The sequence below is a fragment of the Mesorhizobium sp. C268A genome (assembly GCF_040324475.1).
GTDB lineage: Bacteria > Pseudomonadota > Alphaproteobacteria > Rhizobiales > Rhizobiaceae > Mesorhizobium.
Genome location: NZ_JAMYVX010000003.1, coordinates 486,061 through 507,623, shown reverse-complemented (window position 1 = coordinate 507,623; position 21,563 = coordinate 486,061). Strand labels below are relative to the sequence as shown.

Below are 21,563 nucleotides of genomic sequence, written 5' to 3'. Positions count from 1 at the left end.
TTTTCAGGTCCGCATCTTCTCGCCGCTGGGGTCGAAGGGCGCCTCGACATTGATGCGCGCCGGACGCCGGTGGCCGAGGATCTCGATCTCGAACAGTCCGGCACTTTCGTCCTCGGCGAGTGCCGCCGGCACATAGCCCTGCGCCATCGACTTCTGCACATAGTGCGCATAACCGCCCGAGGTGACCCAGCCGACCACGCGCCAGTCGCCGTCGACGATGCCGCGCACGGCGGAAGCGCCTTCGGCAGCCTTCGAGCCACGCACTTCCTTGCCCGCCATGTCGAAGCGCGGCGCGCCATAACCATGCGGCTTTTCCACCGTGCCATAGTCCTTGCCGACCTTGGCCCAGATCGGCTCGTCGCCCATGACATCGGCGTCGGCCGCATCGACGATGAAGGAAACACGGCGCAGTTTCGGCCCTTCCGCCTGTTCCTTGGCGGCGGCTTCGCGGCCGATGAAGTCGTTCTTCTCCAGCTTGATGAAGCGGTCCATCGCGCCTTCGAACGGGCCGTAGATCGGGCGCAGCTCGCGGTACCAGGTCGGGAAGTTCTTCTCCAGGCGCATGGAGAGCAAAGCGCGCATGCCGAAATCGACGAGGCCGAACTCCTCGCCGGCGTCCTTGATCGCCTTGTAGACCAGACGCTCATAGGCCGGCGCCATCCAGATTTCATAGCCGAGATCGCCGGTATAGGTGATGCGGTTGACCATGCAGGGCGCGCCGCCGACCGCCATTTCGCGGAAATCCATGAAGCGGAAAGCTTTCGTCGAGATGTCGACATCGACCAGGTTCTGCAAGAGGTCGCGCGATTTCGGCCCGGCGATCGACAGGCCGACGAGCGTCTGATCGAAGCGGTGGATGCGCACCGAACCATCCTTCGGCGGGTGCTTTTCGAACCAGCGCATGTGGTATTTCTGCGCGGCGGAAGAGCCCCAGATCATAAATCTGTCTTCGCCTGCCTTGGCGATGGTGAAGTCGCCGATCAGCTTGCCGAATTCGTTGATCATCGGCGTCAGCACGATGCGGCCGATCTTCGGCATGCGGTTGGTCATCAGCCGGTTGAGGAAATCCTCAGCCGCAGGTCCCGACACTTCGTATTTGGCGAAGTTGGCGATTTCGGTGACGCCGACGCGTTCGCGCGTGGCGCGCACTTCCTCGCCGATAGGACCGAAATCGTTTGAGCGGTGGAAGGAGACGACGTCCTTCGGCTCCTTGCCCTTCGGCGCGAACCACAGCGGGGTCTCCAGGCCCCAGCTATCGCCCATGACGGCGTTGTTGGCGAGCATCGTGTCATAGAGCGGGGTGGTTTGTGCAGGGCGCGCAGCCGGCAGCTCTTCATTGGGGAAGCGGATGGAGAAGCGGCGCGAATAGTTTTCGCGCACCTTTGCGTTGGTGTAGCGCAGGCCGGCCCACTCGCCGAAGCGGGCGACATCCATGCCCCAGACGTCGAAGCCGGGATCGCCATGCACCATCCAGTTGGACAGCGCAAGGCCGACGCCGCCGCCCTGGCTGAAGCCGGCCATGACGGCGCAGGCGCACCAGAAATTGGTCAGGCCCTGCACCGGCCCGACCAGCGGATTTCCGTCGAGCGCGAAGGTGAAGGGGCCGTTGATGATCTGCTTGATGCCGGCTTTCTCGATGCCGGGGAAATGCTTGAAGCCGATCTCCAGCGACGGCGCGATGCGGTCGAGGTCGGGCGGCAGCAGTTCATGGCCGAAATCCCACGGCGTATTGACCGGCGACCATGGCTTGCAGGCCTTTTCATAGGTGCCGAGCAGGATGCCGTTGCGCTCTTGGCGGGTGTAGATCTCGCCCTTGAAGTCGAGCACGCCGATCATCTCGCGGCCGGTCGATTTGTTGAATTCCTCGACCTCGGGCATCGGCTCGGTGAGCAGGTACATGTGCTCCATGGCCAGCACCGGCAGTTCGACGCCGACCATGCGGCCGATCTCGCGCGCCCACAGGCCGCCGCAGTTGACGACATGCTCGGCGTGGACGGTGCCCTGTTCGGTGACGACGTTCCAGGTGCCGTCAACTTCCTGCGTCAGCTCGACGACGCGGTTGCGCAGCACGATCTCGGCGCCCAGCTTCTTGGCCGCCTTGGAGTAGGCGATCGTCGTGCCGGAGGGATCGAGATGGCCTTCGACCGGATCCCACATGGCGCCGACGAAATTGGTCTCGTCCATCAGCGGGAACATCGCCTTGGCTTCGGAGGGCGTGATCAGCTCGGTGTCCATGCCGAGATAGCGGCCCTTGGCGTGGGCCAGGCGCAGAAAATCCATGCGCTCGGGCGTATCGGCCATCATCACGCCGCCGGTCAGATGCAGCGAGCAGGACTGGCCGGAGATTTCCTCGATCTCCTTGTAGAGCTGCACCGTATAGGCCTGCAGTTTGGCGACGTTGGGATCGCCGTTCAGCGTGTGGAAGCCGCCGGCTGCGTGCCAGGACGAGCCGGAGGTGAGCTCGGAACGCTCGATCAGCATGATGTCGGTCCAGCCGGCCTTGGCCAGATGGTAGAGCACCGAGCAGCCAACGACGCCGCCGCCAATGACAACCGCTTTTACATGAGATTTCATGAGAGATAGGTCCGTTTTTGCGTAAATTGAATCAGGTGTGTCGGTTGGCGGGATGCCGCCAGTTGCTTGCCGATCAAAAATCGGTCGGCGCGCCGCCTTCGGACGTGCGCTTTTCGACGAAGTCGTTGAGCTCTTCGCGAATCGCCGGCTCCATATAGGGTTCCTCGTAGGATGCCAGCCGCTCCTTCCAGACCTTGTTGGCCTTTTCCAGCGCGGTCGGCGATCCGGCTTCGGCCCAGGTCTCGAAATTGCGCCAGTCGGAGAGGATGGGCGAGTAGAAGGCTGTCTTGTAGCGGTCCTGCGTGTGCTGGGTGCCGAAGAAATGGCCGCCGGGGCCGACCGACTGGATGGCGTCGAAGCCGAGCGCTTCGTCGGACAGGTCGAGCGGGGTGAGGAACTCGGCCACCATCTGCAACAGGTCGATGTCCAGGATGGTCTTCTCGTAGGAACAGCGCAGGCCGCCTTCGAGCCAGCCGGCGCCGTGCATCATCAGATTGCCGCCGCCCTGGATGGCGCCCCACAGCGAGAACACACTTTCATAGGCTGCCTGCGCGTCGACGGTGTTGGCGGCGCAGGTATTGGAGGTGCGGTAGGGGATCTTGTAACGGCGGGCAAGCTGGCCGCCGACAAGCTGCGCCTTCATATATTCAGGCGTGCCGAAGGCCGGCGAGCCTGACTTCATGTCGACATTCGAGGTGAAGCCGCCATAGCCAACCGGCGCGCCCTTTCTCACCATCTGGGCGAAGGCGATGCCGGACAGCGCCTCGGCATTTTGCTGCACCAGCGCACCGGCGATGGTCACCGGCGCCATCGCGCCGGACAGGGTGAAGGGCGTGATGACGACGACCTGACCCTTGCTCGACATCTGGATGATGCCTTCCATCATCGGCACATCCAGTTTCAGCGGCGAATTGGTGTTGATGATGGTGAAGACGGACGGCTCTTCGAGCATCTGCTCATGGCTGATGCCGCGGGCGATCCTGGCGATCTCGATGCCGTCGACATTGCGCTCCTTGCCGAGCGAATAGATGTGGAACACCTTGTCGGTCAGCGTGGCGAGGTCGCGGATGCATTCGAGGTGGCGCACGGAAGGATGGATGTCGGTCGGCTCGACCGGATAACCGCCGGTGCAGTTCAGGATGTTGTGCATCTGCGCCAGGCGCAGGAAGTTGCGGTAGTCCTGCTGGTTGCCCGGACGGCGGCCGCGATCGAGATCGGAGCAGTTCGGTGCCGACGCCATCATCGACAGGATCACATTGTTGCCGCCGAAGCGCACATTGTGCGCCGGGTTGCGGGCATGGAGCGTGAATTCCGACGGGCAGTTGGAGATGAGATCGAGGATCATGTCGCTGTCGAAGCGCACGCGCTCGCTGCCCTCGCGGACATCAGCGCCATTTTCCTTCATGATGCGGCGCGCTTCGTCATGCAGCACGTCGACGCCTATTTCCCTCAAGACGCGCAGCGAGGCGAGGTGGATCGATTCCAGCTCGTCGTCCGAGATCAGCTTGGTCGGCGTCAGCGGATTTCTCAGTTGTCGAAAAGCCGGCTGTTCGAAGGCGGCCGAGCCGCCGGCGCGCTTGCCCGCACGGCCACCGCGACGGGCACGGTCGGCTGCCAAAGGCGGTTCGGCTGGATGCAGGGCGGCGGTCATGATGGTCCTCGTACGATGCTGGTAGCGGGCGGCATAATGGACCGGCGGCTGTCCGGCCATTGCGGAGGCGGCGACCACTAGGACGAGGGAAGCGACATGCCCGAACGGCAGTCCGATAGCTGACAACCTTGCCGGGGATTGGCGGACAGGACGCGCCCACTGCGGCTCTTGGCGCAAGGGGATTTCAGGCGCGGCCCTTCCTTTCCCTAAATCGAACCGCTAGCTCAATGGTTTGCCGCTGGATCGGGCCGGCAATTCATGTGGAAGGCATCATGGCTGCGACCGGTTCGAGCGATGGCGAAGCGGGGACGCAATGGGCGGCGCTTGCCGGCGTAACTGCCGCCCTCGCGATGTTCGGTGCGGCGCAAGGGCTGAGCTCGCCGCTGTTTACGCTGCTGATGCAGAAGCAAGGCATGTCGCCGGCGCTGATCGGCTTGTCGGCAGCGATGATGCCGCTTGGCCTGATCCTTTCGGCCTCGTTCGTGCCGGCAGCCGTTCGGCTGGTCGGCGCGCGCAACCTGGCTGTGGGTTGCTCATTGATTGGGGCGCTGTGCTTCCTCGGCATCGGCTACCTGCAGGACTGGGTGGGCTGGTTCGTCATCCGCTTCATCATCGGTATCGTCATCAACCCGCTCTATATACTGGGCGAAGTATGGGCGCTGTCGCTGGCGCCGCCGTCGCGCCGCGGCAGGGTGATGGGGGCATTCAACACCGTGCTGGGCGCTGGCTATGCTGCGGGGCCTTTGGTCCTGACCGCGGTTGGGATATCGGGCTGGGTTCCTTTCCTGGTCGGCATGGCCGGCTTCATCCTGTGCGCCGCGATCCTTCGTGCTGTTTCGTCAAGCCTCGCCGGCTTCGAGGATGACGGCCAATTGCCCGGCGGCTTTTTCGGTTTCGCCAGGCTGGCGCCGGCGCTGTTGTTTGCCGTGCTGGTTTCGGCGGCGGTCCAGCAGGGCACCTACGCTTTGATGCCGGTCTTCGGTGCCGCCTATGGCCTGCCCGAAAGGACGCTGGCGGCCCTGGTGATGGCACTGTCGCTGGGAAACATCTTCCTGCAAATCCCGCTCGGCCTGCTGGCCGAGCGTTTCGGCGGGCGGGCGATGATCATCTTCTGTGCGTTGGCGACAACGACCTGCGCGGTTTTGCTGCCGTTGCTGATCACGATGCCGGCGATCTGGCTCGTCCTTCTCGTCATGGGCGCTGTCGGCTACGGCGTCTACACCATGGCGCTGGTGGAACTCGGCAGCCGCTTCAGGGGAACCGTGCTGGTCGCCGGCAACGCCGCCTTCGCATTGATGTGGGGCGCCGGCGGCATTGTCGGCCCGCCTGGCGCCGGTGCCTTGATGCAGATCATCGGTCCGCTCGGTCTGCCGGTGGTGATCGCCGGACTCGACGCGCTGCTGGTGAGCTTCGCGCTCTATCGATCGTTCAAGCGCCAAAACTCCTGACGGCCCAAAAGCTCCTGACAGGCCTTGTCTGGAGCAAACGGTTTTTCGCGGGGCGGGGCTTACCCGCGTCGGACAGAAAAGCTAGTCCTGAACCTGGTTTAGGTGCCAATGATGAACCTGGCGGAAGCTGACAACGAGAAGATGCAGTGGGCGGCGATCAGCGGCGTGATCGCGACCGTCTCGGTGTTCGCCATCGCGCAAGGCCTGTCCTATCCGCTGCTGAGCTTCATCCTGCAACGCCAAGGCGTTTCGCCGGCCATCATCGGGCTCTCGGCGGCAATGACGCCGATCGGCTTCATTGTCTCGTCGCCGCTGATCCCGGCACTGGCGCGCCGGTTCGGGGCAGGGCGCACCGCGCTTACCTGCGCGGCGCTTTCGGCTATTGTGCTTGCGCTGATCGGCTGGACGCAGAATGTCTATCTGTGGTTTCCTCTGCGCTTCTTGATCGGGGTGGTGACCAATCCGCTCTATGTCTTGAGCGAAATCTGGGTCATTGCACTGGCGCCGCCATCGCGCCGCGGTCGCGTCATGGGTGTCTATTCAACCATCATCTCGGCCGGCTTCGCTGCCGGGCCGCTCTGCCTGCTCGCTGTCGGCACCGTGGGATGGCCGCCATTCCTGGTGGGGATCGCCGCCTTCATCTTCTGCGGCGCCTGCCTGGCGCTGGTGCTGCCGCGACTGCCGAAGGTCGACGAAGCCGGGCACAGGGTTTCGGTCATGGGCTTCGTGCCACTGGCATGGCTACTGCTGTCGGCGGTGGTCGTTGCCGCCGGTTTCGAACAGGGCGTGCTGGCGCTGCTGCCGGTCTACGGCACGCACTATGGCATCGCGGAAGCGCGCATGTCGGCGCTGCTGTCGGTGATGATCGCCGGCAACATCGCCATGCAGGTGCCGCTCGGCTTGCTGGCGGATCGGCTGACGGCGCGGCTGGTGCGATTCATCTGCGTCGTGGTGACGGTGCTGGGCTGCGCCCTGTTGCCGCTGCTCATCGAGACGCCGCTGATCTGGCCTTGCGTCTTTATCTGGGGCGCGGTCTCCTATGGCATCTACACCATGTCGATCATCGAGCTCGGCGACCGCTTTACCGGCTCGGCGCTGGTCGCCGGCAATGCCGCCTTCTCCCTGATGTGGGGCGTCGGCGGCATCGTGGTGCCGCCGCTGGCGGGTGGCGTCATGGATGTGATCGGCGCCTCCGGCCTGCCGATCACGCTGGGCACGATTTGTCTGGCACTGGCTGTGGCCACGGTCCTGCGCCGGCGGATGGTTTGAGGCCGCATTCCCCCGATGACCTGACGTACCATCTTGAATAAAACCGCTTGCAACGCGATGTAGGCAGGGCTGCCCGCCACTAGCCTGGAGACCATGCGTGACCCAATCGACGACAAAACGCCAGACGGATGCCACCGTGGAGGACAAGTTCCTCTGGTTGGAGGACCGGACCAGCAAGGAATCGCTCGACTGGGTGCATCGCCAGAACGAGATCACCGTGGCCGAACTACAGGGCGATCCGTCCTACCAGGCGGCGTTCGAGACGGCGCTCGACCTGATGACGGCCGAAGACAACATCGCTGTGGGCGCCGCGCTCAACGGCCAAGTCTATAATTTCTGGCAGGACAAGACCAATGTGCTCGGCCTCTGGCGCCGCACGACGGTCGCCTCCTACAAGACCGAAAAGCCCGTGTGGGAGACGATCATCGACTTCGACGTGCTGTCGGCCAAGGAGGGGGTGAAGTGGGTGTTCAGCGGCGCCAGCCGCCTTTACCCCGATTTCAACCTTTGCCTGGTGGCGATGTCGCCGGATGGCGGCGATGCCAGCGAGATGCGGGAATTCGACATCGAGACCAAATCATTCATCGAGGGCGGCTTCCGCGCTCCGGCCTCGAAATCCGGTTTTTCCTGGCTGGACAAGGACACGGTCATTGTCTCGGCTGCCTTCGATGAAGACGACAAGACCCAGTCCGGCTATCCGCGCGTCGTCAAGCTGTGGAAGCGCGGTACCCGGTTGGAGGAGGCGACGCCGATCTTCGAGGCCGAGAAGCAGGATCTCGCGGCCGGCGCGGGGGTCGAGCATGATGGCGACAGGCAGTATTTGTTTCTGGCCCGCACGATCGCCTTCTTCTCCTCGCACAGTTTTCTGCGCCTGCCGTCGGGCGAAAACCGCCGCATCCCGCTGCCGGACGATGTCACCGACACCGCGCTGTTCAAGGGCCGGTTCGTGTTCGGGGTGCGCAGCCCATGGACGGCGCCGGGCGGCACTGAGTGCTTGCCGGACGCCCTCTATTCCTTCGATTTCGAACACTGGATGGACACCGGCGACCTGGGCCCTGTTGAAACCATGCTCGCGCCAGCGCACCGTGTTTCGGTCGCCGGCATTGCCCGCACTCAGGACCGGCTGTTCATCAATCTGATGGACAATGTGCGCGGCAAGGTCGTTGTCGCCGAGCGCAGCGGCGACCGCTGGTCGCTGAAGCCGGTGGCGCTGCCCGAGAACGGCAATGTCGGCATCGCGCATGCCGAGCATTTCGGTTCCAGCGTCTCCTTCTCCTTCACCGATTTCCTGACGCCGAGTTCGATCATCTGGTCGGACGATGACGGGGTGACGCTGGCCACCGTGAAATCGCAGCCGGCGCGGTTCGACGCCGCGCCGCTGGTCTCCGAACAGTTCGAGGCGCGCTCGAAGGACGGCACCATGATCCCGTATTTCGTCGTCAGGCGGCGCGACCAGAAGGGTCCGGTACCGACGCTTCTCTATGGTTATGGCGGCTTCGAAATACCGCTGCTGCCCGGCTATGCCGGCGTGCGCGGCAGGCTGTGGCTGGAGAAGGGCAATGCCTATGTGCAGGCCTGCATTCGCGGCGGCGGCGAGTTTGGGCCGGCCTGGCATCAGGCGGCGCTGAAGGGCAATCGCCAGACTGCCTTCGACGATTTCGCCGCGGTGGCGCAGGACGTCGTCAGGCGCGGCATAGCCACGGCTGCTTCCCTCGGCATCCAGGGCGGCTCGAATGGCGGCCTGCTTACCGGCGTTTCCCTGACGCAGCATCCCGAACTGTTCGGCGCCGTCATCATCGAGGTGCCGCTGCTCGACATGCTGCGCTACACCGAACTGCCGCCAGGCGCCTCGTGGATCGGCGAATATGGCGATCCGGCAAAACCGGAAGAAGCCAAGTGGCTCGCCGCCTATTCGCCGTACCATCATGTCTCGGCCGATGCCGTCTATCCCCCGGTGCTGCTCACGACATCGACCGCCGACGACCGCGTCCATCCCGGCCACGCCCGCAAGATGGCGGCGAAGCTGCAGGAAGCAGGTCACGGCAAGACGTTGTTCTTCGAGGAGACGGAAGGCGGCCATGGCGGGCGCGGCGACCGCCGGCCGCAAGCGGCGCAAACCGCCATGAAATACGTGTTCCTGCAAAGGGTATTGAGCGGCACCGCTTGAATTCCGGGCCTCGGGCGGCATAGACTGCCGCCATGGTCTACATGAGCACATCCGGCGCCTTCGGGGTCGCGGTGACACCGTCGCCGCGCACGCTGCGCGCCGAACTGCTCAGGCTGTGCGCCCGCATCGGCTATTCGCCGCCCGCCGTCCTCTGACGAAGTCGCCCCGGCAGCTTGCCGGTTTGATTCCAGAGGAAAGAGCAAACCCATGACTTACCAGAATTATTCGCTGAAGCAGCTTCAGCAGATTGACGCCGCGCATCATCTGCATCCCTTCACCGACCACAAGGAATTGCGCGAGACCGGCTCGCGCATCATCACCCGCGCCAACGGCCCGTTCATCTACGATGCCGACGGCACCGAAATACTCGACGGCATGGCCGGGCTGTGGTGCGTCAATGTCGGCTATGGCCGCGACGAGCTGGCCGACGCCGCTTACGCGCAGATGAAGGAATTGCCCTACTATAATTCCTTCTTCAAATGCTCGACGCCGACGCCCGTGCTGCTGTCGAAGAAGCTGGCCGAGCTGGCGCCCAAGGGCATCGCCCAGGTGTTTTACGGCTCCTCCGGCTCGGAGGCCAACGACACGGCGCTGCGGCTCGTGCGCCACTATTGGGTGCTGGAAGGCAAACCGGAGAAGAACCGCATCATCTCGCGCAAGTCGGCCTATCACGGCTCGACCGTCGCCGGCACGTCGCTCGGCGGCATGGATTTGATGCACAAGCAGCTCGGCGGGGCGGTTCCCAACATCGTCCATGTGATGATGCCCTATGCCTATGAGTTGGCGCTGCCTGGCGAAAGCGACCATGATTTCGGCCTGCGCGCGGCCAAGGCGGTCGAGGATGCCATTCTGGAGGCCGGCGCCGACAAGGTGGCTGCCTTCATCGGCGAGCCGGTGATGGGAGCGGGCGGGGTGAAAATACCGCCGATGAGCTATTGGCCGGAAGTGCAGCGCATCTGCCGCAAATACGATGTGCTTTTGATGCTGGACGAGGTCATCACCGGCTATGGCCGCACCGGCGAATGGTTTGCGGCGCAGACCTTCGGCATCGAGCCCGACACCATCACCACGGCCAAGGCACTGACCTCGGGCTATCAGCCGCTGTCGGCGCTGCTGGTCGGCGACCGTATCGCGGCGACGCTGGTCGAAAAGGGCGGCGAATTCTACCACGGCTATACCTATTCGGGTCACCCGGTGGCCTGCGCGGTGGCGCTGAAGAATCTCGAGATCATGGAGCGAGAAGGCCTGGTCGACAGGGTCAGGAACGACACTGGACCTTACTTCGCCCAGGCGCTGCAGGAGCGCATTGCCGGCCACGAACTGGTCGGCGAGGTGCGATCGATCGGGCTGATGGGCGCGGTCGAGATCGTCAAGGACAAGGCGACCAAGGAGCGCTTCCTGCCGGCGGGCAGTGCCGCCGTCACCGTCCGCGACCACGCCATCGCGCAAGGCCTGATGCTGCGCGCCACCGGCGACACGATGATCCTGTCGCCGCCGCTGATCTGGACCCGCGCGACGATCGACATGGCTTGCGATCGCATCGCCAAAGCGCTGGATCTGGCGCAAGCGGATTTGCGCAAGAAGTAGATGGAACGACAGCCGGACGCCTTGCAATCAGGGCGCCCGGACTGTGCGCCTGCTTATCGTCAGGGTCGAAGGGGTCAGCGCACCGATCGTGCTGGTCAATGAAGACCATCAGGCAATTCCGAACGCTGCAATCGGAATATAATTCAGATCGAACAGTATAGGACTGCAAAACGCAAAAACCGCGCTCCATCGGAACGCGGCTTTGCCAGATACGCATGGCATTTCGCCAACAATACACTTGCGAAACTTACGGGCTCCGGTACGCGAGACCTGATCCGGAGCGCCGGGCGGATGCGATATGTCCGCCTCGCCATCCGTTATATAGGCACATCGTTACCGCCGGGTTATCGAGAGCTTAAGCAAATCTAAATTTGCAATTTTTCCGCGCAATAAAAATCGAGAAAAGCGCTGCCAAATTCGAAACTTATAGAGAACTGCCGCGAAGGAAATTTATGATGCCGGAAAAATCCGATCCGCCATTTCCCTGGGCGTTGAACAGCGCATAAAGCTGGGCCGCTTCGGCCCCCATTGGCGTCACCGCGCCGGCGCTTTGGGCCGCCTCCTGCGCCAGTTTCAGGTCCTTCAGCATGAGTGCCGCGGCAAAGCCCGGTTTGTAGTCGCGGTTGGCGGGTGAGGCCGGCACGGGACCCGGCACCGGGCAATAGGTGGTCAGCGACCAGCACTGGCCCGACGAAGTCGAGGCAACGTCGAACAGGGCCTGATGCGAGAGGCCGAGCTTTTCGGCCAGCACGAAGGCCTCTGCGACGCCGATCATCGAAATGCCGAGCATCATGTTGTTGCAGATTTTGGCTGCCTGACCGGCGCCGTCGTCACCGCAATGGACGATGCGGCCTGCCATCGGCTTCAGGACCGGTTCGGCCTTGGCGAAGGCATCCTTGGCGCCGCCGGCCATGAAGGTCAGCGTTCCCGCAGCAGCACCGCCGGTGCCGCCGGAGACGGGGGCGTCGATCGAATGCAGCCCGTGCTTCCTTGCTACGGCATGCGCCTTGCGGGCCGACTCGACATCGATGGTCGAGGAATCAATGAACAGGGCGCCTGGTTTGGCCTTGGGTGCGATGTCCTCGTAGACCGAGAGCACGTGCTTGCCGGCGGGAAGCATGGTGATCACGACATCGGCGTCCTTCACCGCCGCCACGGCATTCGCCATGACAATGACGCCATGCTCGCGGGCGACGGTGAGGTTTTCCGGCATCAGGTCAAAGCCGTGCACCGCGTGCCCCGCCTTGACGAGATTGGCAGCCATCGGATTGCCCATATTTCCGAGACCAATGAAGGCGATGGTGGTCATAGCGGTGCTCCATGATGAGTAGGCAGTAGGCAGTAGGCAGTAGGCAGTAGGCAGTAGGGCGACCTATTCGGGTGCGAGTTTGATAATAAGTTGGCGAAGCATCTTTCCGATGGCCTCGGCCGCCAGAAGCAGGTGCTCAGCTTGCCCATGCGTGGCAACGCCAATGCGTTGAGCGATTTGGAGGTGTGTCTCGAACTCCTTCAGCGAGCCTTGGGCTATCCTGAGAAATTGCTGATAGGAGCCTCGGTTGTCTCGGCCATAGCCTTCCGCGATGTTTGCAGGGATAGAGGTTGCTGAACGGCGGATTTGGCTGGTCAGCCCATACAATTCCTCTTTGGGCCATGTCTTGGTCAATGAGTAGGTGCTGACAGCCAGATCCATCGCCTGCTGCCATACGATAAGATCCTTGTACGAGTTGATCTTGCCGGTCATCCTTTGCCTACTGCCTACTGCCTACTGCCTACTGCCTACTGCCTACTGCCTACTGCCTACTGCCGTCCAATCAACGCCCGCGCGATGATGACGCGCATGATCTCGTTGGTGCCTTCGAGGATCTGGTGGACGCGCAGGTCGCGCACCAGTTTTTCGATACCGTAATCATGAAGATAGCCGTAACCGCCATGCAGCTGCAGCGCCTCGTTGGCGACGTTGAAGCCGATGTCGGTGACGAAGCGCTTGGCCATGGCCGACCATTTGCCGGCGTCCGGCGCCTTGCGGTCTAGCTTCGAGGCGGCAGCATAGAGGAAAATGCGTGCCGCCTGCAGTTCGGTTTCCATGTCGGCCAGCCGGAACTGCAGCGCCTGGAACTGGTTGATCTTCGAGCCGAAGGCTTTGCGTTCGCCCGTATAGGCCAAAGCCTTGTCGAGCGCCGATTGCGCGCCGCCGAGCGAGCATGCCGCAATGTTGAGGCGGCCGCCGTCAAGGCCGGCCATGGCGATGCCGAAACCTGCGCCTTCCCCCGACAGCAGGTTTGCAGCCGGCACCTTGCAGTCCTCGAAGATCACCTGGCGGGTCGACTGCATGTGCCAGCCCATCTTGTGCTCGTTGGCGCCGAAGGACAGGCCGGGCGCATCCTTCGGCACGACGAAGGTGGAAATGCCCTTCGGCCCGTCGGCGCCGGTGCGCGCCATGACGACATAGAGGTCGCTGTCGCCGGCCCCGGAGATGAACTGCTTGGCGCCGTTAAGCACATAGTCGTTGCCGTTCTTCACCGCGCGCGTCTTCAGCGCCGCGGCATCCGAGCCTGAACCCGGCTCGGTCAGGCAGTAGCTCGCCAGCCATTCCATCGAGGTCAGCTTCGGCAGGAAGCGTTGGCGCTGCTCGTCGTCGCCGAAGCGGTCGATCATCGACGCCGCCATATTGTGGATCGAGATGAAGGAGGAAAACGCCGGATCGGCGTGCGACAGTGCCTCGAAGATCAGCACGGCGTCGAGCCGGCCGAGCGCCGAGCCGCCGACATCGTCCCTGACATAGATGCCGCCGAGGCCGAGCGGGCCGGTCTCGCGGATTACATCGGCAGGAAAGTGTCTTGCCCGGTCCCATTCGAGCGCATTGGGCGCAACGCGATCGGCGGCGAAGGCCTGTGCCATCTCCTGGATGGCGCGCTGTTCCTCGTTGAGCTCGAACTGGCTGGTGCTCGCATCGACCGCGGCGTCCATGGCGTGCTCCCTGTGTTCCCCAGCTGGGGTTGGCTTGCTGGCCTGTTGTTTTTGGCTTTGCGCGCCGCTCAATCTAGACCAATGATGCCGCCGCGCAACCCGGCTCGCCGCGCAGCCGCTGTGCATGAATGGATCAAGGGAGCATTGCGTGCCGACATATTTCGACGAATTGCTCGACCGCTTCCATGCCTATCTCCGGGGCGTGGACAACGCGCTGGTGCGGGACGCCGTGACCCGGATCGGCTGGAATATGACGGCGCGCGTGCTCGAAGCGCATCCGCTGCCTTGCCTTGGTCTGCTCGACCGCATTGTCGAACTGGCGCCGCCGGACCCGCAGCCTCTGGTGCAACTGCTGGCGGAGCGTCGTGACGATCTGTGCTGGGGGCAGACCTACAACGCGAGCGATTTTGGTGAAGCGTTCTTGCAGAAATACGGCTGGCTGGAGGTGTTTGGCACGCGCGGCCATTTCGCCAATGAAGAGGTCGCGGCCGGATTGCTGATCCTGGGGCCCGGCATCACCTATCCCGACCATCATCACATTGCCGAGGAGATCTACATTCCGCTGACCGGCGGCACCGAGTGGCGCATGGGCGAAGGCGGCTTTCACACCCGCCAGGCGGGCGAAATTATCCATCACGCCTCCAATGTCAGCCATGCCATGCGCACCGGCAGCGAAGCGTTGCTGGCGCTCTACATCTGGCGCGGCGGGCCGCTGGCGCAGAAATCGACCGTTTCCGGCGCGCAGGGCAGGGGCTGAGCATGGCCAAGGCGATCATGCTGCAAGGCACGGGTTCGGATGTCGGCAAGACGGTGCTGGTGGCGGGGCTCTGCCGCGCGGCCAGGAATCGCGGGCTGAAAGTCAGGCCGTTCAAGCCGCAGAACATGTCGAACAATGCCGCCGTCGCCGACATTCCGGGCGACGACCGCCCCGGCGGCGGCGAGATTGGCCGTGGGCAATGGCTGCAAGCGCTGGCGTGTGGTGTTCAGCCGACCGTGCATATGAATCCGGTGCTGCTCAAACCCCAGAGCGACATCGGTTCGCAGGTGATCGTGCAGGGCAAGGTGTTCGGCGAGGCGCGAGCGCGCGACTACCAGACAATGAAAGCGGGGCTGATGGACGCCGTGCTGGAGTCCTGGACGAAGGTCGGTGAGGGCGCCGATCTGGTCATCGTCGAAGGCGCCGGATCGCCGGCCGAAATCAACCTGCGCAGCCGCGACATCGCCAATATGGGCTTTGCCACACGCGCCGACGTGCCGGTGATTCTGGTCGGCGACATCGACCGCGGTGGCGTCATCGCTTCGGTCGCCGGCACGCATCTGATCCTGCCGGAGGAAGACAGGCGCATGATCGTCGGCTACCTCATCAATAAGTTCCGCGGCGATGTCTCGCTGTTCGACGACGGCATCCGGTCGATCGAAAGCTTCACCGGCTGGCGCTGCTTTGGCGTCGTGCCGTGGCTGAAGGCGGCGGCGCGATTGCCGTCCGAGGATTCGGTCGTGCTCGAACGCCTGACGTCGGGCGAGAAGCGGGCGTTGAAGGTCGCCGTGCCGATGCTGTCGCGCATCGCCAATTTCGACGATCTCGATCCGCTCAAGGCCGAACCGCAGGTCGAAGTGGTGTTCGTGCCGCCGGGGCAGCGCTTGCCGGAGAATGCCGGCCTGGTGGTCATTCCCGGTTCCAAATCGACGATCGGCGATCTCATGAAGTTCCGCGAGAATGGCTGGGATCGCGATCTCCTCGCGCACCGCAAACGCGGCGGCCATGTCGTCGGTATCTGCGGCGGTTTCCAGATGCTCGGCCGCCTGGTGCGCGATCCCGATGGCATCGAGGGCAGTGTCACCGAGGCCGAGGGACTCGGCCTGCTCGACATCGAGACGGTAATGGAACCGGAAAAGACGGTGCGCAATGTCAGCGCCCGCTCAGTGCCGTTCGGCCTGGCGCTCGAGGGCTACGAAATTCATCTCGGCCGCACCACCGGGCCGGACATGGCGCGGCCGTCGGCTGTGATCAACGGCATCGACGACGGTGCCATTTCCGCCGATGGCAAGGTTTTTGGCACCTATCTGCACGGCCTGTTTTCCGCCGACGCTTTCCGGGCGAGATTCCTGGAGAGCCTCGGCGTCAAAGGCGGCGGTGTCGACTATCGAGCGGAGGTGGAAAACGCTCTGGACGAGATCGCAACCGAACTGGAGCGCCATCTCGATTGCGATGCGATTTTTGGGTTAGCGAGGTAGGGCCGCCCATCGTTTCGTCATCCTCGGGTCTGCGCTTCCGCTTCGCCCGTTGATGACGAAGTTCGGGCGCTTCGCCGACCTCGACGCGGGCTTGCGGCCAAGGCCGATGGCGAGGGGTTCTGCGAAGCTGATCACCAGCGGGACGGTGAGCGAGGCGTATTCGACATTGCGAAAATGGCCGGGCGCCGTTTCGCGATAGCCACAAATGTCGGTGACCGCATTCTGCAGCAGCAGGCCCGGCGCGCGCCGCACCATCTCGAACCGGTCGGCGACCGGGCCCTACTGTTGATCGTGGCGCTCCGTCTCGACGGGCATGGTCATCCTTCCGCGGAAGAGCCTAACAGACCATGCATCCAAAGCAAAAGCGCCCGGCTTTTGACCGGGCGCTTCGAATTGCAGAGGTCGCGGGTGCCTAGGCGCCGCGCATCAGGCAGGCGGCGGCAAGCACGATGTATGCGATGAGGACAATCCACACCGCAGCCAGAGGAATGAACGCAAGAACGCCAAGCGCGGCGAGCACGCCGATGATGGCGATAACAAGGGATATGATGAAAACAAGCTGAGTGGGTGCACTAAGATTCATGTGTGGTCCCTCCAACATGATTCGTACAACGGCATCCTATCAGGCGTGCGGCTCATACACCAACTAGCTGGCGCAATGGGTTCGCCGGATCGGCCAGCAGCTTCACCGCCAGAGCCAGGCAGATGATCACCAGCAGCGGCTTGATCAGCCGGGCGCCGATGCGGATGGCAAGGCTGGCGCCGAGCCGGGCGCCGAGGAACTGGGCGACGCCCATCATCAGCCCGATCTTCCAGTAGACGACGCCGGCGACCGCAAAGACGATGAAGCCGCCGATGTTGGAGGCGAAATTGAGCAGCTTGGTGTGTGCCGTCGCCTTGAGCACGCCGAAGCCGGCAAGGCTGACGAAGGCCAGCATATAGAAGGAGCCGGCTCCCGGCCCGAACAGCCCGTCATAGAAGCCGACCAAAGGGGCGATGATCAGTCCGAACAGGAAGGGCGACAGGCGCTCGGCGCGGTCGACATCGTTCATGTTGGGTTTCACGGCGAAGTAGATCGCGATGGCGATCAAAAGCAGCGGCAGCAGCGCCCGCAGGAGATCACCTGGCACGAATGCCGCCAGCAAGGCGCCGACGGCACTGCCGGTAAGGGCCAGAAGCGCCGATGGCAGCTGTCGACGCAGATCGACACGGCCATTCCTGGCATAGTGGATGGTCGCCGAAGCGGTGCCGAAAATGCCCTGCAGCTTGTTGGTTCCAAGTGCTGCGACCGGCGGGAATCCGGCAAGCAGCAGGGCCGGGATGGTGATCAGCCCGCCGCCGCCGGCTATCGAATCGACAAAGCCGGCTGCAAAGGCGGCCAAGGCAAGCATGATGACGGTGTGGGTAGCGAGGTCGAGCATCGGGATTTTCTGAACATTCCGGCGGGAAAGGTGGTGCCGCGCCTTCTCATGGCCATCCGGTTTGCGCAAGGCCGATTCCGCGCTACGTCCATCCAAGCGCGTTGCGCTTGGATTTCCTGTGGTGCATGTCATTATCTCAGTACCGCTGCGCAGTTGGGTCATGTGCGCTGGGCGGGCTCGGGAAAGGGACACTGTTGGCGATGGCATTGCTCGACCAGATACGCTCGATCTTCGATGGTGACCCCGGCGTGCGCAAGGTTGCCGACGACCCCGTGCTGTCGGCGGAACTCTTGATGCTGTTTCGCATGATCCTGGCCGACGGCTCGGTTTCGGAGAGCGAAATGGTCGCCTTCCGGCGCATCTGCAAGGACGCCTTCGGCATCCCGGAAACCAGCATCGACGCGGTCATCGAATATCTCAATGATTTCGGCTACGAGACCAACGGTTCGCAAGCCATGGCGCTGTTCCGCGATCTCGATGTCGAACGGCGCAAGTTGCTGGCGCTCCACATGGCGGAGATCGCCAAAGCCGATTCCAAACTGGCCGAGAGCGAAGTGCGGCTGTTGCGCCGCACGCTCGATTTGCTCGACATCAGCCCGGTCGATGTGGTGAAGCCGGAGGAGTGAGGCAGACCAGGGGCAACGGCCGCCCGGCCGGGTCCCCGCTGCTTCGCAGCGTCCCAGCGTTCGTGACCTTTCATCGTGCCACTGGCACGATGAATTCGCTGCGCGAACCGGTCGCTCACCCCTGTTCCTGCATACGGTGAGCGATCGCCCGATGCAGATCGGGCGCAGCCGCGACCAGCGCCCTGGCCGCCTCCGACTGCGGATGATCGAGCACGTCGCCGGTCTTGCCGCGCTCGACGATCCTGCCGTCATGCATGACCAGCACCTCATCGGTGATGGCGCGGGCGACGGTCAAATCGTGAGTGATGAAGAGATAGCCAATGCCGAGCTTCTGGTTGAGCTCTGCGAACAGATCGAGGATCTGGGCGCGGATCGACACGTCGAGCGCCGAGACCGGCTCGTCGGCGACGACCAGCTTCGGCCTTGTGATGATGGCGCGGGCGATCGACAGGCGCTGGCGCTGGCCGCCGGAAAACTCATGCGGATATTTGTCCATGTCGCTGACGCCGAGGCCGACCTCGTGCAGCGCATGCGCCACCATCTCGCGCCGCTCGGCCGGTGTCGGCTTCTTTTCCAGTACATGCAGCGGCTCGGCGACCAGTTTCTCGACCTTCTGGCGCGGGTCGAAAGAGCCGTAGGGATCCTGGAACACCACCTGCATGTCGCGCCGCGCGGCTTTGAGCTCCGCCTCGCTTTTGCCGGTGATGGTCTCGCCGCGAAAGCGGATCGTTCCCGATGTCGATTTGTCGAGCGCCAGGATCATGCGGGCAAGCGTTGACTTGCCGCAGCCGGAGCGGCCGACCAGCGCCACCGATTGGCCCGGCGCCAGCGACAAGGACACGTCGTCGACGGCGCGGATTGGAGCCGCTGACTTGAACAGGGAGGTGCGCCGGCCCGGATAGTCCCGTGTCACGCCTTCGACCTCAAGCAGCGGTTTGCCCTGGCCGGTGGCGTGAACCTTGGCGCGCGCGGGCACGTGCATGGAGGCCAGCGCCAGCTGGCGCGTGTAGGGATGCAGCTGTTCCGATAGCGTGCGTGCGGTGTCGCCGGCTTCCATCACCTCGCCATGACGCAGGATGGTGATGCGGTCGGCCATTTCGGTGACGACGGCGAGATCGTGCGAGATCAGAAGCAGGCCCATGCGGTTTTCGCTGACAAGGCCGCGCAAGAGGTCGAGGATCTGCGCCTGCAGCACCACGTCGAGCGCCGTGGTCGGCTCGTCGGCGATGAGCAGCTTGGGTTTCAATGCGCAGGCAATGGCGATGACGACGCGCTGGCGCTGGCCGCCCGACAGTTCGTGCGGATAGCGCGACAGCGGGAATTTGGCCTCGGGCAGGCCGACGCGGTCGAGCATTTTGCGCGCCCGGTCTTCGGCTTCCGCGCGGCTTGCCCTGGTGTGCCAGCGTATGCCTTCAGCGACCTGCTCGCCGATCGTCTTGACCGGGTTAAGCGCCGTCATAGGTTCCTGGAACACCATGCCGATGTCGTCGCCCCGCAGCGCGCACATCTGGTCCTCGGTTGCGGCCAGAATATCGATGCCGTCGAAGGTCACGCGGCCGGTGGCGCGCGCAGCATGCGGCAGAAGCTGCATGATGGTCAGCGCCGTCATCGATTTGCCGGAACCGGATTCACCGACCAGGCCCATCACCTCGCCGGGCGCGACGGAGAGCTCGACCCCTTTGAGGATCGGCGTGTCGCCGACCGCCAGCGACAGGTTCTCGATCTCCAGCAGGCTCATCGCTGCCGCCGCGATTTCGGGTCGAGTATGTCGGCGATGCCGTCGCCGAGCAGATTGAGCCCAAGCACGGTGATGACGATGGCCATGCCGGGGAAGATGGCCATCCACGGCGCCACCACCATGCGCGTCTGGGCGTCGAACAGCATGCGGCCCCAGCTCGGCATTGGCGGCTGGGCGCCGAGGCCGACATAGGAGAGACCGGCTTCGGCCAAAATGCCGAGCGCGAACTGGATGGTGCCTTGCACCAGAAGCAGCGTGGCGATGTTGGGCAGCACGTGCTCGATTGTAATCTGCGTCTTGCTCTTGCCGGCGGCGCGCGCGGCGAGGATGAACTCGCGCGGCCAGATCGCCAGCGCGCCCGCGCGGGCGACACGCGCAAACACCGGGATGTTGAAAATGCCGATTGCGATGATGGCGTTGATGGCGCCCGGTCCGAAGATGGCGGTGATCATGATCGCCGACAGCAGCGCCGGGAAGGCGAAGACAAGGTCGTTCAGCCGCATCAGCGCCTCGTCGACGAACCCGCCGCGCGCCGCGGCGAAGGCGCCGAGCGGCACGCCGACGCCCATGCCGATGCCGACCGCGACCAGCGCCACGGCGATCGAGTTGCGGGCGCCGACCATGATCATCGACAGGATGTCGCGGCCGAAATGATCGGTGCCGAACCAGTGCGCCGCAGAGGGCGCGAGCGTCTTGTCCGAGATCACCAGTTTGGTCACGTCGTAGGGCGTCCAGACGTAGGAGATGACCGCTATTGCAGCCACCAGCACCGTGATGGCGAAGCCGATGAGGAAGGAGCGGTTGCGGAAGGCCTTGGCCAGAATGCTGCCCAACGTCTCCTGCGGGATGTCGATGTGCAGCGTCATTGCCGGCCTCGAAGGCGCGGATCGACGATGGCGTAGGAGACGTCGACGACGAGGTTAACGGCAATGACGGCGACGACCAGCAGCATGACGATGCTTTCCACCACGATCAGGTCGCGCTGAGTGATCGCCTGGAACACCAGCCGTCCCAGACCAGGCAGATAAAAGACGTTCTCGATGATGATGGTGCCGGCGAGCAGGAAGGCGAATTGCAGGCCCAGAATGGTCAGAACCGGGATCATCGCGTTGCGCAGCGCGTGCCGCCACAGCACGGCGCGATAGGGCAGGCCCTTGGCGCGGGCGGTGCGGATATAGTCCTCGTTCAGCACCTCGACCAGCGCCGAGCGGGCAACGCGCGCCAGGATCGCCGCCTGCGGCAGCGCAAGTGCTACGGCCGGCAGCAGCAGCGATTTCAGCGCCGGCCAGGCGCCAGCGCTCCAGCCGGGAAAGCCGCCGGCCGGCACTAGCCGCAGCCAGACGGCAAAGAGGTAGATCAGCATCAGCGCGAACCAGAAGTTCGGGATGGCAACGCCAAGCTGGGCGGCGCCCATAGCGATCGTATCGCCGGCCCGGCCGCGCCGGCTGGCGGAATAGAGCCCGACCGGGATGGCAATGATGGTGGACAGCGCCAGCGCGATCAGCGCCAGCGGCAGGGAAACCGCCATGCGCTCGCGGACAAGGTCGATGACCGGCACCGAATAAGTGTAGGAGCGGCCGAAATCGAGGCTGAGCAGACCGCCGACCCAATGGAGGTAGCGCAGGAGAAGCGGCGCGTTGAGGCCCATCTGGTTGCGCAGGAGTTCGACCTGCTCGGCGCTGGCGTTGAGGCCCAGCATCAGCCGCGCCGGGTCGCCGGGCAGGATTTCGAGCACGGCGAAGACGACCATCGAGGCCAGGATCAAGGTGGCGACGGCAATGGCGAGGCGTTGGAGGAGGTAGGCGGTCATGGTGGAGGGAATGGTGCGTTGCCAAGTGCGATGACTGAGCAAAGGCAGCGTTCTGTCACACCCCCCTCTG

19 protein-coding genes are annotated in these 21,563 nt (G+C 63.8%); 8 read left to right on the top strand and 11 right to left on the bottom strand.

Annotation, left to right across the window (positions count from 1 at the left end; all coding sequences use genetic code 11):
- Nucleotides 1-3 precede the first annotated feature (3 nt).
- Together NKL06_RS29330 and NKL06_RS29325 are read right to left on the bottom strand one after the other, a co-directional pair.
- Nucleotides 4-2,574, bottom strand: a complete 2,571-nt coding sequence (locus NKL06_RS29330; RefSeq protein ID WP_023691024.1) for a GcvT family protein — start codon at nucleotides 2,572-2,574, stop codon at nucleotides 4-6.
- A 73-nt stretch (nucleotides 2,575-2,647) separates the two neighbouring features.
- A complete protein-coding gene (locus tag NKL06_RS29325; protein WP_023691025.1) occupies nucleotides 2,648-4,225 on the bottom strand; it encodes a trimethylamine methyltransferase family protein in 1,578 nt (525 codons plus the stop codon).
- A 272-nt stretch (nucleotides 4,226-4,497) separates the two neighbouring features.
- On the opposite strand from NKL06_RS29325, the gene NKL06_RS29320 reads away from it, so the two are divergent.
- The 5 genes from NKL06_RS29320 to NKL06_RS29300 all read left to right on the top strand — a co-directional run bounded on the left by NKL06_RS29320 (nucleotide 4,498) and on the right by NKL06_RS29300 (nucleotide 10,696).
- Nucleotides 4,498-5,673 carry an MFS transporter gene (locus NKL06_RS29320; RefSeq protein ID WP_023691026.1) on the top strand — a complete coding sequence of 392 codons (1,176 nt, stop codon included), beginning with the start codon at nucleotides 4,498-4,500 and terminating at the stop codon, nucleotides 5,671-5,673.
- 111 nt (nucleotides 5,674-5,784) lie between these two features.
- Nucleotides 5,785-6,942 (top strand): MFS transporter, encoded by a 1,158-nt coding sequence (locus tag NKL06_RS29315; protein WP_023691027.1) that lies wholly within the window; start codon nucleotides 5,785-5,787, stop codon nucleotides 6,940-6,942.
- A gap of 97 nt (nucleotides 6,943-7,039) precedes the next feature.
- Entirely contained in the window at nucleotides 7,040-9,109 is a 2,070-nt protein-coding gene (locus tag NKL06_RS29310; protein WP_023691028.1) for a prolyl oligopeptidase family serine peptidase, read from the top strand.
- A 32-nt stretch (nucleotides 9,110-9,141) separates the two neighbouring features.
- A complete protein-coding gene (locus tag NKL06_RS29305; protein WP_023670422.1) occupies nucleotides 9,142-9,264 on the top strand; it encodes a hypothetical protein in 123 nt (40 codons plus the stop codon).
- 52 nt (nucleotides 9,265-9,316) lie between these two features.
- Entirely contained in the window at nucleotides 9,317-10,696 is a 1,380-nt protein-coding gene (locus NKL06_RS29300) for an aspartate aminotransferase family protein (RefSeq protein ID WP_023691029.1), read from the top strand.
- Nucleotides 10,697-11,120: 424 nt separating this feature from the next.
- Here the strand turns inward: NKL06_RS29300 and mmsB are convergent, their stop codons facing one another.
- From mmsB to NKL06_RS29285, 3 genes are all read right to left on the bottom strand, one after another.
- Nucleotides 11,121-12,005, bottom strand: a complete 885-nt coding sequence (mmsB, locus tag NKL06_RS29295; RefSeq protein ID WP_023691030.1) for a 3-hydroxyisobutyrate dehydrogenase — start codon at nucleotides 12,003-12,005, stop codon at nucleotides 11,121-11,123.
- Between the two features lie 63 nt (nucleotides 12,006-12,068).
- Entirely contained in the window at nucleotides 12,069-12,437 is a 369-nt protein-coding gene (locus tag NKL06_RS29290; protein ID WP_023691031.1) for a four helix bundle protein, read from the bottom strand.
- A gap of 56 nt (nucleotides 12,438-12,493) precedes the next feature.
- On the bottom strand, nucleotides 12,494-13,663 hold the full coding sequence (locus NKL06_RS29285) for an isobutyryl-CoA dehydrogenase (RefSeq protein ID WP_023681757.1): 1,170 nt from the start codon (nucleotides 13,661-13,663) through the stop codon (nucleotides 12,494-12,496).
- 148 nt (nucleotides 13,664-13,811) lie between these two features.
- Here NKL06_RS29285 and NKL06_RS29280 point away from each other — a divergent pair, with 148 nt between their 5' ends.
- Nucleotides 13,812-14,420, top strand: coding sequence for a dimethylsulfonioproprionate lyase family protein (locus NKL06_RS29280; protein WP_023670427.1), 609 nt, complete (start codon nucleotides 13,812-13,814; stop codon nucleotides 14,418-14,420).
- A 2-nt stretch (nucleotides 14,421-14,422) separates the two neighbouring features.
- Nucleotides 14,423-15,898, top strand: coding sequence for a cobyric acid synthase (locus NKL06_RS29275; protein WP_286459273.1), 1,476 nt, complete (start codon nucleotides 14,423-14,425; stop codon nucleotides 15,896-15,898).
- Here NKL06_RS29275 and NKL06_RS29270 read toward each other — a convergent pair.
- The 3 genes from NKL06_RS29270 to NKL06_RS29260 form a co-directional block, all read right to left on the bottom strand.
- Nucleotides 15,887-16,153, bottom strand: coding sequence for a hypothetical protein (locus tag NKL06_RS29270; protein WP_023691033.1), 267 nt, complete (start codon nucleotides 16,151-16,153; stop codon nucleotides 15,887-15,889). The genes NKL06_RS29275 and NKL06_RS29270 overlap by 12 nt on opposite strands.
- Nucleotides 16,154-16,310: 157 nt before the next feature.
- Nucleotides 16,311-16,481: a hypothetical protein gene (locus tag NKL06_RS29265; RefSeq protein WP_023670429.1), complete on the bottom strand. Its 171-nt coding sequence runs from the start codon at nucleotides 16,479-16,481 to the stop codon at nucleotides 16,311-16,313.
- 52 nt (nucleotides 16,482-16,533) lie between these two features.
- Nucleotides 16,534-17,319 (bottom strand): TSUP family transporter, encoded by a 786-nt coding sequence (locus tag NKL06_RS29260; RefSeq protein WP_023691034.1) that lies wholly within the window; start codon nucleotides 17,317-17,319, stop codon nucleotides 16,534-16,536.
- A gap of 194 nt (nucleotides 17,320-17,513) precedes the next feature.
- On the opposite strand from NKL06_RS29260, the gene NKL06_RS29255 reads away from it, so the two are divergent.
- The gene (locus tag NKL06_RS29255) at nucleotides 17,514-17,945 is read left to right on the top strand and encodes a TerB family tellurite resistance protein (RefSeq protein ID WP_023691035.1); all 432 of its coding nucleotides are present in this window, start codon (nucleotides 17,514-17,516) and stop codon (nucleotides 17,943-17,945) included.
- A 115-nt stretch (nucleotides 17,946-18,060) separates the two neighbouring features.
- Here the strand turns inward: NKL06_RS29255 and NKL06_RS29250 are convergent, their stop codons facing one another.
- From NKL06_RS29250 to NKL06_RS29240, 3 genes are read right to left on the bottom strand one after another with little or no spacing between them, the layout of a single operon-like run.
- Nucleotides 18,061-19,683 carry an ABC transporter ATP-binding protein gene (locus NKL06_RS29250; protein ID WP_023691036.1) on the bottom strand — a complete coding sequence of 541 codons (1,623 nt, stop codon included), beginning with the start codon at nucleotides 19,681-19,683 and terminating at the stop codon, nucleotides 18,061-18,063.
- The gene (locus NKL06_RS29245) at nucleotides 19,680-20,549 is read right to left on the bottom strand and encodes an ABC transporter permease (RefSeq protein ID WP_023691037.1); all 870 of its coding nucleotides are present in this window, start codon (nucleotides 20,547-20,549) and stop codon (nucleotides 19,680-19,682) included. The genes NKL06_RS29250 and NKL06_RS29245 overlap by 4 nt, the downstream gene beginning before the upstream one ends.
- Nucleotides 20,546-21,493, bottom strand: a complete 948-nt coding sequence (locus NKL06_RS29240) for an ABC transporter permease (RefSeq protein WP_023691038.1) — start codon at nucleotides 21,491-21,493, stop codon at nucleotides 20,546-20,548. Before NKL06_RS29240 ends, NKL06_RS29245 begins: the two co-directional genes overlap by 4 nt.
- Between the last annotated feature and the right edge of the window lie 70 nt (nucleotides 21,494-21,563).